Genomic DNA, 15,737 nt, shown 5'->3' on the forward strand with positions numbered 1-15,737 from the left:
AGTATTCGACCTGCATCGCGATCGGACCCGGCACCCGGCGTTCGGTTGCGAGGGTCGCCGCGGTCGACCCCGACGGATCGCTGCGTATTGGCGTCGGGTGGTCGGATCGACCCAAGTGGCCCTTACAGTTGCTTCGTTGTGCATTGCATTCAGAGGAGCGACCTTATCCGCGCCATATGTCTCGGCGCGGGAGCATCTGCGCGTTTAGTCGAACGATTCACCACTTTTCACGCTGTCGCCAATGGTCAAGGTTTCGAAATCTCGGTTCGATACTTCGGAGCGAGTGCAGCGGACTTGGCGCCAAACGCTTTCATTTCTGCCGCGTCCAGTTCAAGCGCGGGAGCCGTACGGCTATCGACTGGGGCACCGATCAATGCAAAAAATTCCTCTTGGCCTGCAGGAACGCAGAGACACAACAGGCGGACGGGGCGGTTCGAGACGTTTTTGAAGGCGTGCGGCGCGTTGGCTGGCACATTTACTGTAGTGCCGACAGTGGCAGTTCTCGTCGCACCCCGGAAGATGATTTCCAATTCCCCCTCAAGAACTGTGAACATCTCTTCAAAATCATGCCGATGTGGCGCCGGGCCGCCACCATGCGGGATCAGCATGTCAATCAGGCAGTAGCGCCCACCGGTGTCACTGCCAGAGACGAGAATTGTATAGGTATCACCAACAATGCCGATATGAGGCAGCTGCGGATCATCCGCATGCACCAGCGTCAGGCCCCGCGCTGGGTCATCCGGGGGGATGGCGGCAAATGTATTGCTCATGGATCGTGTCCTTTTCGGGTCAGGTTTCTGTGAAGAATTCTCGCAATGCTTGCGCGGTATCGGCCGGATTTTCGTCGGCGAGCCAGTGGCCTGCGCCCGGGATCACGGCTGTGCTGAGGTCTTGGGCAACGGCTTGCCACATCTGTTGCAACATCGGGCCTGCGTGGGACGCACCCCCGACGGCGAGGACCGGCATGGAAAGTGGCGTTGACTTGAGGGGCGCATTGTCCGTTGCGTCCTGAAAGATTGACGCATAATGGCCAGCGCCCGCCCGCAGCGCTCCGGGCCGCGACAAAGCGCGCGCATAGGCATCGAGGTCATCGGCGACAACAACCGATGCCCCCTGATGGGACTCGTGCCAGAAGAACCACTCCAGCATTTCGCGCTCGCGCCCGGCGAACAGCCAGACGGCGACGTCAGGCGCGGCGAAGACGGCAAAGTGCCAGTTCGAACCCGCGTTCCATCCGGCTTTCGGGGCCATTGCACTTTCCAGCCCGAACCCTGCCAGTACAAACTCCAGCACCGCCAGCCGCGTCACGCGCTCGGGGTGGTCGCGAGCGAACGCAACAGCGACCCCCGCGCCAAGGTCGTAGCCCGCAACACAGGCCTGGGCGTGGCCCAGATGGTCCAGCGCCCGAGCCAAGTCGTTTGAGAGGTCGGTCTTTGTCGCCATGTTTTCTGGGATGGAGGACGCACCCATGCCGCGCTGATCAGGCACAATCACGGTAAAGCGGTCTGCTAGCAACGGTGCAACCTGACGCCACATCAGCGAGTGCTGTGGAAAGCCATGTAGCAAAACGAGCGGTGGACCCGACCCGCCGATCCGGACGGCAAGGTTTGCAGAGCCTGTGTCGATACGCTCGGTTCGGAAATCGTTCCATTGGGTGGCAGACATCGATGTTCCTTCGGGTTGGAGGAGGAGGTTTGTCAGTCAGCCTGTTGCATAGGCGCGAGAGCCCCTATCAATGGCACCAACTCGGCTCCTGTCGGCCCGCTCCAGTCGCCGGCAAGCTCAGCAATCATCGTGTTGGTCGCGGTCAGCACAACACCAGCACGTTCCATCCGCCGACGCGCCATGTCTTCTGACAAATCGAATGGCGAGCCGGACGCATCGAGCACCGCCTGAACCGCAAAGCCGTCGCGGACCGCACTGATGCTGGGGAATACAAGGCAGACATCAGTGGTCACCCCGGCCATGACGAGTTGGCGGCGACCGGTCGCCTCGACTGCCGCCCTGAATGCCGGATCCGCCCATGCGTTGACAACGCCCTTGCGTTGGATGCGACGCTTGTAGGCCTCTGGAAGGATGCGCTGCAGCGCAGGCGCGAGTGGCCCCTGCACGTTGTCCTCTTGGCTCGTCGTCAGAACGACCGGCATGCCGAGGACCTTCGCGGCCTTTGCGAGAGCAACTGTGTTGCGCAGCGACAGGTCTGACGCGATGTTGCGGACAAGCTGCAGTGTCCCTACCTGGTGGTCAATCAGCACCAGCGCGCTGTCCTCTGGCGTGAACCAGAAGGTCGTCCTGATGTCTTGGTCGGGATCGCTGATGAAGTGAGTCATGCCGCGACCACCGGGTAGTCGGTATAACCCTTTGGCCCTTCGCCGTAGAACGTGGCGGGATCGGGCTTGTTCATTGCGGCGTCAGTACGCAGGCGTTCTACGAGGTCGGGATTTGCGAGGTAGGGCACGCCAAAAGCAACCATGTCGGCGTTGCCTGCGGCAAGGACGGCGTTTGCCTTGGCCTTGTCGAATCCGGTATTGATAATGAACGGACCTCTGAACATTGAGCGGAACGTCTCCGCTACACGCTCAATCTCGACACCTGCTTCCAGTGCCTTTGCATTGGGCTCGAGCATGGTCAACATCCCAATCCCAAGTGCGTCCAAGGCACGGACAAGATATCCGAACGTTTCCAGCTTGGCGCTGTCCTTCATGCCGTAAAGCGAACTTGACGGGGACAGACGCACAGCAATGTGGGTCTCGTCCCATGCGCCGATCATGGCTTCCACGGTTTCGAGCATCAGGCGAGCCCTATTTTCAACCGACCCGCCATAAGCGTCATCGCGGTGATTGCTGCCGTCTTGCAGGAACTGGTCCTGCAGATAACCGTTCGCGCCGTGCAGTTCCACGCCGTCAAACCCCGCCTTCCGCGCGTTGCGGGTGGCTTGGGCAAAGGTCTCCACAATGGGCGCGATTTCCTCGATGCCCAGCGGCCGGGGAGTGGGAAACTCCACCCGTCCGCGCGGCAGAAAGAAGTCGCCTGTCGCGGGCAGCGGCGAGGGGCCGACAGGAGCGGCGCCGCCACGCATCTCGGGATGCGCCACACGGCCACAGTGCCAGATCTGAAGGTACATCCGGCCACCGGCGGCATGTACGGCCTCCGTTACCTTGCGCCATCCGGCGATCTGGTCGGGACGGTGGATGCCGGGGCAGCGGATCACGCCGTGGCCCTGATCGGACACTTGCGTGCATTCCGTGACGATCAGGCCAGCAGCCGCCCGCTGGACGTAGTAGTCGCGCATGAGGTCGGTCGGTACGCCGTCATCGGTTGCGCGGGTGCGCGTCATCGCGGACATCGCGATCCGGTTGGGCACGGCAAGCCCGTGGATGTCGAAGGATGAGAAAAGATCGGTCATGTCGGTCTCCTTGGTCAAAGCATCCACGCGCCGCCGTCGACAATGATCGACTGGCCCGTGATGAAGTCGGCGTCGGGGGACGCCAGAAAGAACGTCGGGCCGACAAGATCTTCGGCCGTCTGCTCACGTTTGATCGCGCGCCGTTCGATTTGCGCTTCGAGTATGTCCTTGGGGAACCGTTCCTTCACAGCCTTGGTGACCGTGAGGCCAGGTGCAATCATGTTGACGGTTATTCCGTCGCGCCCCACCTCTCGGGCAAGACTGCGGCTGAAGCCCACAACGCCGGCTTTGGCAGCCACATAATGTGTCTGCCCTTCGACGCCGCCGTAGATCGAGGCCGAGCCGAAGTTGACAATCCGCCCCCAACCCCGCCCCACCATCAGCGGCAACATGGCTTGTGCCACCAGCGCGGTGCCCGTCAGGTTGATATCGATTATCTTGCGCCAGCTTTGGGCTGTGATCTCCATGAAAGGCTCGATGGGGAAAAACCCCGCAACTTGTATCAGCACATCAACCTGGCCCGTCTTGCTCTTGGCGAGGGCGGCAATCCGTGTGCAACTGGCCTCATCGGTGATATCGGCGACGATCGTTGCGAGGCGATCTGATAAGCCAATCTTTTCCGCCAATCCCTTCAGCGCGTCGTCAGAACTATCTGTGGCGATGACGGTGTCACCATTATCAAGGAATCGTTTGGTGATGAGTGCACCCATTCCACCGCCTGCGCCGGTGATTACAACAGTTCGGTCGGTCTTCATGATTGGTCTCCTGATCTGTTTGAATAGTCTTGAGTCGGGCGTTCGTGCAGCCGCAGGCGGGACGGATGCAACGCGTCGTGGTGATAGGTGTCGGTCCCAACCTTCTGGCCATACCAGTGGGACATCGGCGCCTCGGTAATTGCCGACTCGGTGTTGCTGATCTCAAGGCGAAGGCGTTCACCCCTACGCACCAGAACGGACATCGGCATCAACTCGACACGCAGGGCGTAGACCGTCCCCGGTTTGATCGGCTCGTCGCGTTGATGTTTGTGAAACGGGCGCATATCGGTGGTCAGGTCGCTATCTTCCTCGCGGCGTGACGCGCGGAGCCAGCCCTGAGTGATCTTGACGTAAGGCTGTTCGCTATCGCCCGCGGGCATAAGCGACACTTTGGCCATGAAGTCCATGTTGGCTTGATCGGAAGAGGCGAAAAGGTGCAGCATTCCCTGCCCAGTGAACTCGCGTTCACTCTCGAAGGGCGGCGTGGTGTATGTGACAACCCGCGCAACATGGTCAGGCATCCCGTCCGGGCGCATCATGGTGACGCCCGCCATCCACAGCGGATCAGGATATTGCCAGCTTGTTGCACCGCCATCCGTATCAGGCGCGTCTTTTGTAAGAGACCCGTCGTTCAGCGATTGGACGACACCGCTGTGTTCAGCGTTGAGAAAGAACTCCGACACCGTGACGTCCGTGGGCGGCCAGTCCTCGGCCGACCGCTCCTCATGCGCGCCCTGCATCATGTAGCGGACAGCCGGACGCTCCATGACGCCGTTAGCCTCGCCCTTCAGATGGTGATCGTACCAGGGCAGTAATTCGGCGCGGTGAAACGCCTCGTCGAAATAATAGGTCTGCGCCTCGGCGAAACTGTTCGCCCCGACCACCAGAAGCTGCTTAGGTCCCCTGACCTTTTCGAACCCTGTGAAGTTGCCGCGCAAATGCAGCGATGCCTTGCCCCAAGCGCCGATCGACAACACGGGAATATCGACCTGATCCAGTTCCCAATAGGGCGAGCGGCGACGTTGCCATTCATCGTCGAACATGTGTTCGTAAATGTCGTAGATGACCTGACCGCGGCCCTGACCCGCAATGGGCAGCCCCTGGGCCTGGTGCTGCAGCAGGACCGAACCGAAGAGCCAGGAATTCAGAAACCCGAGCGTCGGTATACCACCATGGTACATCCAGTCGCGGTACATGTCGGTCGCACCGTCATAGGCTCCGATACACTTCAATGACGGGGGCCGGGTGCGTGCTGCGTTCCACTGGCTCCAGCAATAGTAGGACATGCCTATCATTCCAACATTGCCCGACGACCAGGTTTGCGCCGCGACATGCTCGATCATGTCGTGGATGGCCTCGCCCTCTTCCCTTGCAACGGGGTCCCAAGTGCCCTCGGACCGCCCGGTGCCGGGCACGTCCATAGCGACGTAGGCATAGCCCGCATCAAGGTAGAGTTGCATCGGCCCGTATTCGATGAACGGAAACACCCAGTGCACTGGCAGATGCCGCAACGCCTTCTGGTAAGGTGAAGCACCGAGAAGCACCGGGACCGCACCCGACACCCCCTTTGGCAGATAAACGTCGGCGCGCACCAGATCGCCGTGGCGGGTACGAACCTCGATTTCGAACGGCGTGACATTGACATCGACCATGTCAGGTCTCCTCTATCGAACTGCTTTCAAGCTCGTTGAAATAGGCCAGCAAACCTCGTGGCTCGCGGCCTAGAACCGCACGCAAGGTCAGCGGATTGCCCAGAAGACCTGCGTGATCATAGTGTTCGAACATCGGGCGCATTGGCGCTGCTTCGGGACCGAGGCTGCCCGGATCGGTGCGCTCAGCCCTGACAGGGCGACTCATAACTCTGGCCATCAGCGCGGCCACATCGTGTCGGTTCAGCCATCCGTCGGCGCATAGCTCGAATGTACCAAAAAGAAGACGGTCTTCAGTCAAGGCGATCGCGGCGGTTTCCGCAACATCGCGGTAGTCGACCCTGCTGAAGCGGGTCTCGCTGGACCATGGTTCAGCCAGAACTCCGTTGTGTGACACCTTTGACCACGTGCTGGCGTAGTTCTGAAAGAACAGGGTCGGGTGAAGAAAGCTATACTCCATATCGCTGTTGAGCACTGCCGCCTCCACCGGTGCTTTGGCCGCATGGTTTGGCAGACCCAGAACGGGATGAATCACCGAAGAAAAGACGAAGCGACTGATGCCAGCCTTCATGGCCGCGGCCACAACCGCTTTACCGACCTCTGCCTCGTCGGGAAAGAAAGCGGGCGCGATGTAGAACACGGAGTCCATTCCCGTCAGCGCCACTCGTAGGCTCTCGATGTCGCGCAAATCTCCGGTCACGGCTTCTGACGCGCCTGCGGCCACTACGCCCTCCTTGTCAGCGTCTTGCTTGACAAGTCCCCGTACCCATGCGCCGCGCCGTGCAAGCTCAGGAATAACAGCGCCGGCAAATTTTCCAGCGGCACCGACTGCAAGGATCTTTGGGTGGGTCATTGTTTTTCCTCCTGATGTTCAAGCGAATTTCGCGTCGCGGCATGCAAAGGGATCTGCCGCGTGAATCGATCATCTCAGAAATGGATTTCACTACCGCACAAAGTGAGATGACCGCGTTTGCAGTGATGCTGCCGTGCAATTGCCCGGGGGGGGCAATCAGAAAACGATTAGGGAGCCAGAAAGGCCCGTCGAAGGCCAACAACTCATGACTGGCCTGACTGCTATGAGTGTTTTCGAGCGAATGACGACATTGCGTAGTTTTTTCGGAGTGGCACGATCGCCGGGTATGCCCGAAACCAACGTCACTCGCGCCACTATCCGCCTTAAGGCAGACCTTTCCACGCGTTTGCTGCAGCGATCCACGCACAATGGCGCGCGCCCTTGTCGGCGAAGCACATTATGATCGGAGCCGGGCAGTTCTGATCTGCGTGGACGAAGCGGCGGACTCTCGGTTTGACACAACACTGCCGTCTCCGAACCAAGGCTGGCGTAGGATGTGGCATAAATGTACACACAATATTCTCACTGAGATCGTTGCATTTTACCCGGATGAGCACCTTTCCCGCCCCAAACTCGGGTATCGGCAGGCATTTGGACTTGAGCACGTCCAGTTCGCCGAAGCGGTTGATCGCTAGGTCGATCACTCCCTTCGGCAACAGCATGAGTTTTTTTCTGATGTGTTCTGCGTTCCAGAAACACCCGTTTGGGCTTCCGCCACTGCAAAACCGCTATCAGCTTCGGGCATTGTCCAAGCTGATAGAGATCAGCCCGACAGATCTATTTTTTGTGACGGCAGTGAGATGGCTTTGCCGTCTTGCTGGCTGGTAAATCTGTAAGTCATGGGCTTACCCGCCGGGCAGACGTAGACATCCTTGTCGCGATCATAGGCGAAGTCAGCTTTGTCAAACTGACCAAGTGCAGCGGCGTTTGATGTGATGGGCTTGGGGACAACAACCGAGATGCCAGCCTCGCCTGACACTACCGCATCAGCTCTTTATCCAAGCGCTCGGAAATAACCTGATAACGACCGCTGAAGAGTATGCGGCGTTCCCGCCCCCATTGATTTCAGCGGTTTCACGATGCTGCCTTAGCGGCGAGTTTCGTTCTGAGCATTCAGAAGGAGACTACGATGGCGGATGGCGGGGACGGATTTGACGGCTGCATCGAGGTTGTGCCGCGGACGCGTGGATAGCCTGACAGATCAGGAAACCGGCGATGCCTCGCAGCTGGAGCCATTGCTAGAGCAGATAGACAATGAGATCGATCAGTTCACTGCCGATGGAGCTTATGATGGCTATCCATCCTACGACGCAGTTATCCGTCACAGTGCCGGCGCGAGAGTTGTCGTTCCACCGCGCACTAACGCGGTGGAACGACCCAATGCACAAGCATGCAGCCAGAGAGACGACCACACAAAGTGCGTGCAGGCAGATGGCCAGCTGAAATGGCAGGTCGGTACTCGCTACGGCAAACAGGCTTTGGTTGAAACCGCGATGAGTCGATATAAGAGCGTCATCGGGCCACGTATGCATGCTCGTTCATTGTGTGCTCAACAGACAGAAGTTGCTATCGGCGTCGCCATTTTGAACCGAATGCTTGCCTGCCGACGCCCGCAATCCGTTCGTTACCGAGCCTCAACGGGAGAAACTAAATAGGCGACCCATCAAAGACCGAATGATGAACTGTCGCTGAACGTTGCACCGACGCCGTTCCCTGCCTATCTCACTGCCAGTCCACGGCGGATTGCCCATACGCAATCCCCCAAACGACAATCGCTTGAATGGAATCATGAAATCAACCCTAATACAACCGAAGTTCTAGCCGGCGAGCAAGGAGACAATCGTTAAGACAATGAGAGCAAGCGCGATGGAGGCAGGCGCGGCATGCGACCATTCGCGGTGATAGATCACGGTTGCCGCCGCCGCGACCATGATGAGAGCCCCTAGAACGAGCCCCCCTAACCGACACGGTACGGTCGCCATGAGCGCTGCGGATGCGATTTCCAATATCCCGACGACAAAACGGAGCCAAATGGGATATCCCCAACGAATATATCCATCTCGGATGCCTTGAGGCCCCACGAGATTCGCGAAGCCTCCCAGAACGAAAAATGCAATCAGAAGCCATATGAGCCCGTCGCTGAAATATCCCATTAAAATATTCCATCCCAGACGTCGGCCAATTGTTTGTGCGGGAGTCTGGCGTATCTTTCGCCAACTGCCGCAACGGCGCGTGTGGTTCGCTCTCGCAAACCCTCAACGTCGATGCCGATCAAATCTGCGTCGCGCTTTCTTATCACGCCCGCGATGATCACCGTGTCAATGTCTGAAGCATCAGAGAAGAAGAGAAGGGTTGCTGCCGGATCCGCTCGCCTGGTCAATTCATCCTGTTTGACGAGTATCAGGTCTGCGCGTTTGCCCGGTGTGAGACTGCCGATTTCTGCGTCCATTCCCAGAGAACGGGCTCCGGTCAGCGTCAACAGCTCAAGCACCGCCCGGGTGTTGTAGCCTATAACAGACGGCATGTTTCCCGTCTCGTCTGCCAAGCGCTTGCGCTCGACCTGGAGCATGAGCCGCGCCTGTTTGAACATGTCGGCCCGTGCGAACGACGTGGTATCCAAGCCAAGACTTGCCGCTCCACCCATGTCAACGAACCGGCGCGCTATCAAGGATCCAAGCCCCATGCCGCATTCTGTGTCTGGACAGGTGCATAAGCCAAGTCTCGCGGTTGCCATACGTTTCAGATCGATATCGCTCAAGTCATTGTTGTGACTGAGCAGGGTCGGTGAAACGAAGGCCCCGACATCAAGAAGATCGGCAAGCGTGCATTGATAGAACCCGGGCTTACTGATCGCGTTCCAGTGGCCAGTGACCAGTTTCGGGGAAAGTGCCTCGCCACGCGCCAGAATACCGGCACTTAAGTGCGCCGGCATGTAAGGTGTCGATTCCGGTAGCGCAATGCCGAAAGAGAGCGGACCGGATCCGAAATATGTGTCCCTCAACCGGGCTGCATTGGCATCGTGCCAAGCGTCCGGAGCGCGCGTCAGGAGATCGCGGACGGTGTCGCGATCAATTGAATCCCCGTCGACATAATATGGAACGTTTTGAAGCGCATAGCAAAAAACGCCGCCAATTCCGCTGTCCTTAAGGCCTCGGGCAAGAGCGTCCGACACATCCGGCGTGGATTGGAGATGGCAATGATCGACAATCGTGGTGATTCCCGCCGTAATTGATTCCAAGCCGCCAAGGTAGTTTGCCAGATAGGCATCGTCTGGATCGAAGCAACCGCAGTACAACGCGCGGGCCTCGACCATGTATTGCGGAAATGACCAATCCGAAGCCTGGCCCCGCAAGAGACTCTGCCATGCGTGCCGATGACCGTCGATTAGTCCGGGCAACACAATCATGCCAGTCGCATCGATCACCTCGGCCCCTCGGGAAGCCAGTGCCGTCCCAACTTCAACGATACGATCCCCACGAACACGGACGTCGCCTGCTACTAAATCGCCGATATGCGGGTCCATTGTCAGTACGTGCCCGCATTTGATCAAAAATTCCTGGTCCATAGGCTTTCTCCTAATTGGTAACGATCAGTACCGCCTAGCGAAATAATTGGTACTGTGCAATACCAATGAGGTAGTGCCCCGGGGCGTGGTGTAATTCCGAGGGTAGCGCGGGGTGAGTTGAGCCCTGCGTAGCTCACGCGAAGCCCGCGCGGGTTCTGAGCGGGCATGGACGTTCTCCGGTAGGGTTGAGTTGCAAAACTGGCCTACCGATCAAGGAGATCCCCCATGACCAAAGACGTGATGGCAGAAACAGCCGCGCTGAGAGCGCTTCTTTCAGAGATCGCGGATCATCAGATACTGGCCGAGATGCTTGGCTTTGTTGCCGACCGCCTGATGGCGCTGGATGTGGACCAGCGATGCGGTGCTGGAACGCTTGAGCGCAGCACCGAATGGGTCAACTATCTGAATGGGTATCGTGAGCGGTCGACGTATGCGTCGATGGGGAACGCGGGCCGGGACCGTCGATGTTCAGATCCCAAAGCTTCGGAAGGGGTCATACTTTCCGGAGTTTCTGGAGCCAAGCCGCGCCTCGGAAAAGGCGATGACAGCAGTGATCCAGGAGGCCTACATTCAGGGTGTTTCCACCCGCTCGGTCGATGATCTGGTGAAGGCAATGGGCATGACAGGCGTCTCCAAGAGCCAGGTCTCACGCCTGTGCGTCGAAATTGACGAACGTGTTGACGCTTTTCTCAACCGACCACTTGAGGGCGAATGGCCCTACCTCTGGCTGGACGCAGCTTACATCAAGGTCCGCCGCTCGGGGCGGATCTTCAGCGTCGCGGCTATATCTGGTTGCGGTCAATACCCCCTCTCGGCAGATTGCTGCGCAATCGCCTGCCGGGCAGTGGACGGACGGCGCGAGGTTCTGGGCATCGCCATTCAGCCCAGCGAAGCAGAGGTGTTCTGGGACGAGTTCCTGCGCGCTCTGGCCGATCGGTCCCTGCGTGGGGTCAAGCTGCTCATTGCCCCCTCTCGTGCATTGCTTCACAATACCCTGCCGGGCAGAGGATGAACACAAGGGTCTGAAAGGTGCCGCCGCCAAAGTACTGGGCGCCACCATCCAGCGCTGTCGCGTGCATTTCATGCGCAATGCACTGGCCTTGGCCTTTGTCGGCAAGAAAGACCGCCCCATTGTCAAAGCGGCGCTCAGGACGGCCTTTGACCAAGACATGCTGGCAGCTTCGAAAGAACACTGGGCCAAGCTGATCGAGGCCTTTCAGCCACGCCATTCTAAGCTCGCTGAACTGATGCTCCGCGCTGAAGATGACGTGCTGGCCTACAAGACTTTCCCGCAGGCTCACTGGCGGCAGATCCACTCTACCAACCCGCTTGAGAGCCTGAACAAGGAGATCAAGCGGCGCGCCAATGTCGTCGGGTTCTTAGGCCAAACAGCGCCCCACTCTGTTTGCTGATCCTCCTCACTCCTCAACGAGCCAGCCATCAAACGCCTCGTCGGTGCGCTGATGCTGGAGCAGAACGACGAGTGGGCCGTCACACGCCGCTACATGTCTCTGGAAACCGTCGCCGCCATCTGCGAGGATAACACTATGGACCCGGCGAAAATCGCCGCCCTGTAAACCGGATCAATATCCAGCCCGATAACAAATTACACCACATGCTGGGACACTACCTACCAATGACTATGGAATTAGATACACCGCTGCCAATATCCGGAAATCGAACCATGGTAAAAAGACGGAATCCGCCCGCGAGTGATCAGGTCTCCCATTACCGGCAGATCGCCGACCTCTTCCTTGCCAACGGCTACGCCGGCGTATCCGTGGATGCAATTAACCGCATTGTCGGAGGCTCCAAGCGCGACCTTTATCGCCTCTACGGGGACAAGGAAGCCATTTTCAAAAGCGTTGTCGCCGACCTCTGCTCAGAACGCATTTCCAAGCTTCAGGCGACAATGCAGCAGCAGGAGACGATTGAAGAGTCGTTGGCTTTGGGGGGAGAGGCGCTGGTCAGGATGCTTCTCGAACCGCGGACGCTTGCGCTGCACCGATTGCTTGTCGCAGACGGCGGCAGATTGCCGGATGTGGCGAGAGAATTTATGCGCGCGGGGCCTTCGAGCGCCTATTCGGCATTCGCGGAAATTCTGCTTTTTCACGCATCGCGAGGTGAGATCGTAATGGGGGATGCAGAGGTTACGGCGCGCCTGTTTTTGGACAGCATCAGCGGATCACTACAATTGAGAGGCTTGATCAGCGAGGAGATCGCGGCGCATGAAATACAGGCTCTCGTTGCGCAGGCTGTGCAATTCTTCCTGAGGGCGCTCGGACCGCCTCTAAGAACAGAGCGCTGACGTCGTTATCTGGAACTGCTTAGTCGCTACAGGAGTACCATCGGCAGGGCATTGGTGCACGAATAAGATTTCAACGTTTCCTGTCTATTCAGCTGAGATCCCCAATAGTTTGATTGATCCCGCATGCCGCATAAACATAACGTCGGCCGCGGCAATCGCATCGCAAAGATGAAGTTCAGGGTGACACAATGGGCGGACTATCAGGCGGGTCTTCGTCGCGGTGGCAGTTTAACCCTTTGGATTACGCCGGAAGCGTTCGCGGGCTGGGCAGCCCCGCATCGAAAAACGTGCGACGGTCAACCTCATTGCGTGGGACGAGAACATTGCCATCTCTGACAAATCGCCCACGGACTATTTTCTAGGCCTTTTCAACGGGCTGCCCGACCATGAGAAGGCCAATACAGCGCACTGATAGCTGCTCATTAGCCCCCTCGGTTTAATCAGTGTCTTGCGGTTTAGCCTGAGGAAGCAGGGACCGCGCTAACGCCACATAGCGCAGCAAAGCTGGCTTTGGATTTCAGCCGTTCAGATCTAGGTTTTAGGATGAGTCCAATCCTGCTCGTAGCGTTTCGAGCAACCAGCGCCCGCCTCGGCCTAAGACGCGATCCCGGCGGTGTGCGGCGTAAATCGTGAGTCCAGCAATGGGAGCGGAATCGTCCTCAATCTGCAATGCGACGAGTTTGCCTGAGGCGAGCGAGTCAGCGACGAGATGCTCGGGCACACGGCACCACCCGAAGCCAGCATGTAGGAAATCCAAACGACGCCCGAGATCGACAAAGCGCCATAACCTCGCGCTCACCAAACCATAGTTCGCCGTGTCGGGCGTTACCGGATCTGACAGAACAAGCTGTACATACGGTTCCAAATCGCTCCGTGTAATCGGGCGCTTCAACGACGCTAGTGGATGTTCAGGGGCTGCCACAGGGCACATGGCAATGTTGAGCAGCGGGTAGGCCACGATGTCCTCGGGCACGGCGGGAAGGAGCAGGCAGATTGCGAGCGCTGCTGAATCGTCGCGAAGCCGCCGAAGGGATCCACCCAGCCCCTCTGTCGAAAAGCTGATGGGCAGATTCGGGAAGGTCATGCTAAGTGCCCGCAGGCTATTGATCAGCGGTGCACTCGGCACAAGTGGATCAATGGCGAGCGCAAGCTCGGCCTCAAGGCCCGCCCGCGTCCCTGCCGCGACCGCTTCGAAACGCGCCGCGCTGGCCAGAACCAGCCGCGCCTGATCGACGAGCACACGGCCAGTTTCGGTCAGGTGTGGGCGATAGCTGCTCCTGTCGAAAAGGGTGACACCCTGCGTTGCTTCCAGCGTTGCAACCGCCTGACTGATCGCGGATTGCGCCCGGTTAAGACTGCGCCCGGAGGCAGAGAAACTGCCTGCATCGGCGATCGCGACGAGAACGCGCAGCTGGTCGAGACTTAGACTGCCGATCATTCTCCATCTCCTTTCAAGATGAAGATGATCACTATTTGATCGCTCCCGCAACCGGAATGCCTGGGCTACAAAGATCGCATGCAACCGACATATTTCATCAATCACGGCGGTGGGCCTTGCTTTTTCCTGGAGCCCGGCCCGATGCGCGCCAGATGCCATGAGCTGGAGGTCCGGCTAACCGCCATCCTCGTCATCTCGGGTCATTGGGAGGAGCCGCGTGCGACCGTCAACGACGGGGCGACACCGCCGCTCCTGTTCGATTACAGCGACTTCCCTGCGCCTACTTATGAGCTGACCTGGCCCGCGCCCGGCGCACCGGAAGTCGCGGCCCGCGTCAAAGCCCTGCTGGCGGCGACGGGTATCGATAGCGGGTCAGACAGCACCCGCGGCTGGGATCACGGCGTCTTCGTACCGATGAAGGTCTTTCTCCCGGATGCCGACATTTCGGTGGTCCAACTTTCGCTCCAGCGCGGCCTCGACCCGAAGGCGCATCTGGCCATCAGGCGCGCGCTGCGGCCGCTGCGCACTGAGGGCGTGCTAATCCTCGGCAGCGGCCAGACCTATCACAACATGCGAGGTATCATGCGCGGCAGAACGCCCGTCCCCGATGCGGAAGCCTTCGATGGCTGGCTGCGCGCCGCGATGGCCCACCCGGAGACCCGCAACGACGCACTCACTGTGTAGGAGCAGGCCCGCGATGCCCGTGAGGCGCAGCCGCACGAGGATCACCTGTCGCCGCTGATGGTGGCCGCCGGGGCCGCATCCGGCGAACCGGGCCATACCGACTTTCACGGACACGCTCTCGGCAAGCCCATCTCCGGCTTCCGTTTCGGGTAGATCAATCAAAGGAACCCCTGACATGACCAGACTTCTGAACATCGAGACCAGCCCGCGCGGTGCATCTTCCGTCTCGCGCCATATGACGCAACGCTTCCTGACGGAGTGGCGTGAAACGCATCCTTCGGGCGAGGTCGTCGACCGCGACCTCATGGAAACAGGCCTCCAGTTCGTGACCGCGCCCTGGCTCGACGCCTACTTCACGCCGCCGGATGCGCACACGCCGGAGATGAAGGCGGCGCTCGCCCTATCGGACACGCTGACCGCCGAGGTCATCGCCGCCGATCACATCGTCATCTCCACGCCGGTCTACAATTACAACGTACCCGCCGTGCTCAAGGCCTGGGTTGACCATATCGTCCGCAAGGGCATGACACTCGGGTTCGACGGCAAGGGCCTGCTGACGGGCAAGAAGGCCACCATCCTGATTGCATCGGGCGGGGTCTACACCGAGGGCTCGCCGATCCGCGACAGGGACATAGCCCCTCAATACCTTCGGCTCGTTCTCAGCGTCATCGGCATCGACGACGTCACCGTCGTCGCAGCTGGCGGAGCCAAGGCGGTCGATTTGGGCGAGAATACGATGGACGGCTTCGTCGCGGGTCTGGGGCCGCAGATCGCAGCCGCTGCTGCATAGAACAAAGACATGCTTTTGACGACTTAGATACTGATCACCGTCGCGACGTTGGGCGACTGCGTCATTCCGACGATATTCGACATGAACAAGAGCAATGCCACCAATCCCCACCCGGACCGGACACACGCGCGATCACGTCGTCTGGCAGGTCTCGAGCTACGACCTGATCGCGCTTATCGGTATCTATCTGACCTGGACGGCGGATGCGGGCGGCGACAGACTCTGGATGGTTCTGTCGCAAAGCTTTCGTGACTTGAGTGCTTTTTGCGGTGGGCTTTACCTTTGAGGC

The 15,737-nt window shown here is 59.1% G+C and carries 14 protein-coding genes and 5 pseudogenes; 7 read left to right on the forward strand and 12 right to left on the reverse strand.

Features of this window, described 5'->3' with window-relative positions; translation table 11 throughout:
* Positions 1-245: 245 nt before the first annotated feature.
* The 8 genes and pseudogenes from P775_RS11110 to P775_RS11150 all read right to left on the reverse strand — a co-directional run.
* Positions 246-770, reverse strand: coding sequence for a cupin domain-containing protein (locus P775_RS11110; RefSeq protein WP_099911080.1), 525 nt, complete (start codon positions 768-770; stop codon positions 246-248).
* Positions 771-789: 19 nt separating this feature from the next.
* Entirely contained in the window at positions 790-1,665 is an 876-nt protein-coding gene (locus P775_RS11115; RefSeq protein WP_099911081.1) for an alpha/beta fold hydrolase, read from the reverse strand.
* 32 nt (positions 1,666-1,697) lie between these two features.
* Positions 1,698-2,330 (reverse strand): isochorismatase family protein, encoded by a 633-nt coding sequence (locus P775_RS11120; RefSeq protein WP_099911082.1) that lies wholly within the window; start codon positions 2,328-2,330, stop codon positions 1,698-1,700.
* The gene (locus P775_RS11125) at positions 2,327-3,406 is read right to left on the reverse strand and encodes an alkene reductase (protein ID WP_099911083.1); all 1,080 of its coding nucleotides are present in this window, start codon (positions 3,404-3,406) and stop codon (positions 2,327-2,329) included. The genes P775_RS11120 and P775_RS11125 overlap by 4 nt, the downstream gene beginning before the upstream one ends.
* Before the next feature lie 14 nt (positions 3,407-3,420).
* Complete coding sequence (locus P775_RS11130; protein ID WP_099911084.1) at positions 3,421-4,161, reverse strand: SDR family NAD(P)-dependent oxidoreductase; 741 nt, start codon at positions 4,159-4,161, stop codon at positions 3,421-3,423.
* Positions 4,158-5,813 carry a CocE/NonD family hydrolase gene (locus tag P775_RS11135; RefSeq protein WP_099911085.1) on the reverse strand — a complete coding sequence of 552 codons (1,656 nt, stop codon included), beginning with the start codon at positions 5,811-5,813 and terminating at the stop codon, positions 4,158-4,160. The genes P775_RS11130 and P775_RS11135 overlap by 4 nt, the downstream gene beginning before the upstream one ends.
* A 1-nt stretch (position 5,814) precedes the next feature.
* Positions 5,815-6,663 carry an NmrA family NAD(P)-binding protein gene (locus P775_RS11140; RefSeq protein WP_099911086.1) on the reverse strand — a complete coding sequence of 283 codons (849 nt, stop codon included), beginning with the start codon at positions 6,661-6,663 and terminating at the stop codon, positions 5,815-5,817.
* 799 nt (positions 6,664-7,462) lie between these two features.
* Positions 7,463-7,651: pseudogene (locus P775_RS11150) on the reverse strand (IS5/IS1182 family transposase); the annotation flags it as partial.
* A 202-nt stretch (positions 7,652-7,853) separates the two neighbouring features.
* Here P775_RS11150 and P775_RS11155 point away from each other — a divergent pair.
* Positions 7,854-8,318 (forward strand): annotated as a pseudogene (locus P775_RS11155) (transposase); the annotation flags it as partial.
* A 162-nt stretch (positions 8,319-8,480) separates the two neighbouring features.
* Here the strand turns inward: P775_RS11155 and P775_RS11160 are convergent.
* Together P775_RS11160 and P775_RS11165 are read right to left on the reverse strand one after the other, a co-directional pair.
* Positions 8,481-8,816: a DoxX family protein gene (locus P775_RS11160; protein WP_099911088.1), complete on the reverse strand. Its 336-nt coding sequence runs from the start codon at positions 8,814-8,816 to the stop codon at positions 8,481-8,483.
* Positions 8,816-10,228, reverse strand: a complete 1,413-nt coding sequence (locus tag P775_RS11165; protein ID WP_099911089.1) for an amidohydrolase family protein — start codon at positions 10,226-10,228, stop codon at positions 8,816-8,818. Before P775_RS11165 ends, P775_RS11160 begins: the two co-directional genes overlap by 1 nt.
* A 225-nt stretch (positions 10,229-10,453) precedes the next feature.
* Here P775_RS11165 and P775_RS11170 point away from each other — a divergent pair.
* The 3 genes and pseudogenes from P775_RS11170 to P775_RS11180 form a co-directional block, all read left to right on the forward strand.
* Positions 10,454-11,805, forward strand: a pseudogene (locus tag P775_RS11170) (IS256 family transposase).
* A gap of 107 nt (positions 11,806-11,912) precedes the next feature.
* On the forward strand, positions 11,913-12,536 hold the full coding sequence (locus tag P775_RS11175; protein WP_180287413.1) for a TetR/AcrR family transcriptional regulator C-terminal domain-containing protein: 624 nt from the start codon (positions 11,913-11,915) through the stop codon (positions 12,534-12,536).
* A 123-nt stretch (positions 12,537-12,659) separates the two neighbouring features.
* Positions 12,660-12,839 (forward strand): annotated as a pseudogene (locus P775_RS11180) (IS5/IS1182 family transposase); the annotation flags it as partial.
* Between the two features lie 155 nt (positions 12,840-12,994).
* Here the strand turns inward: P775_RS11180 and P775_RS29825 are convergent.
* Positions 12,995-13,117: pseudogene (locus tag P775_RS29825) on the reverse strand (IS110 family transposase); the annotation flags it as partial.
* Positions 13,075-13,974, reverse strand: a complete 900-nt coding sequence (locus P775_RS11190; RefSeq protein ID WP_099911091.1) for a LysR family transcriptional regulator — start codon at positions 13,972-13,974, stop codon at positions 13,075-13,077. The gene P775_RS11190 and the pseudogene P775_RS29825, both read right to left, overlap by 43 nt.
* Positions 13,975-14,052: 78 nt before the next feature.
* On the opposite strand from P775_RS11190, the gene P775_RS11195 reads away from it, so the two are divergent.
* From P775_RS11195 to P775_RS11205, 3 genes are all read left to right on the forward strand, one after another.
* On the forward strand, positions 14,053-14,658 hold the full coding sequence (locus P775_RS11195) for a DODA-type extradiol aromatic ring-opening family dioxygenase (protein ID WP_218967666.1): 606 nt from the start codon (positions 14,053-14,055) through the stop codon (positions 14,656-14,658).
* Between the two features lie 175 nt (positions 14,659-14,833).
* Entirely contained in the window at positions 14,834-15,448 is a 615-nt protein-coding gene (locus P775_RS11200; protein WP_099911092.1) for an FMN-dependent NADH-azoreductase, read from the forward strand.
* Positions 15,449-15,542: 94 nt separating this feature from the next.
* A complete protein-coding gene (locus tag P775_RS11205) occupies positions 15,543-15,734 on the forward strand; it encodes a hypothetical protein (RefSeq protein WP_099911093.1) in 192 nt (63 codons plus the stop codon).
* The last annotated feature ends 3 nt before the right edge of the window (positions 15,735-15,737 follow it).

It is taken from the genome of Puniceibacterium antarcticum, assembly GCF_002760615.1.
Classification (GTDB): domain Bacteria; phylum Pseudomonadota; class Alphaproteobacteria; order Rhodobacterales; family Rhodobacteraceae; genus Puniceibacterium; species Puniceibacterium antarcticum.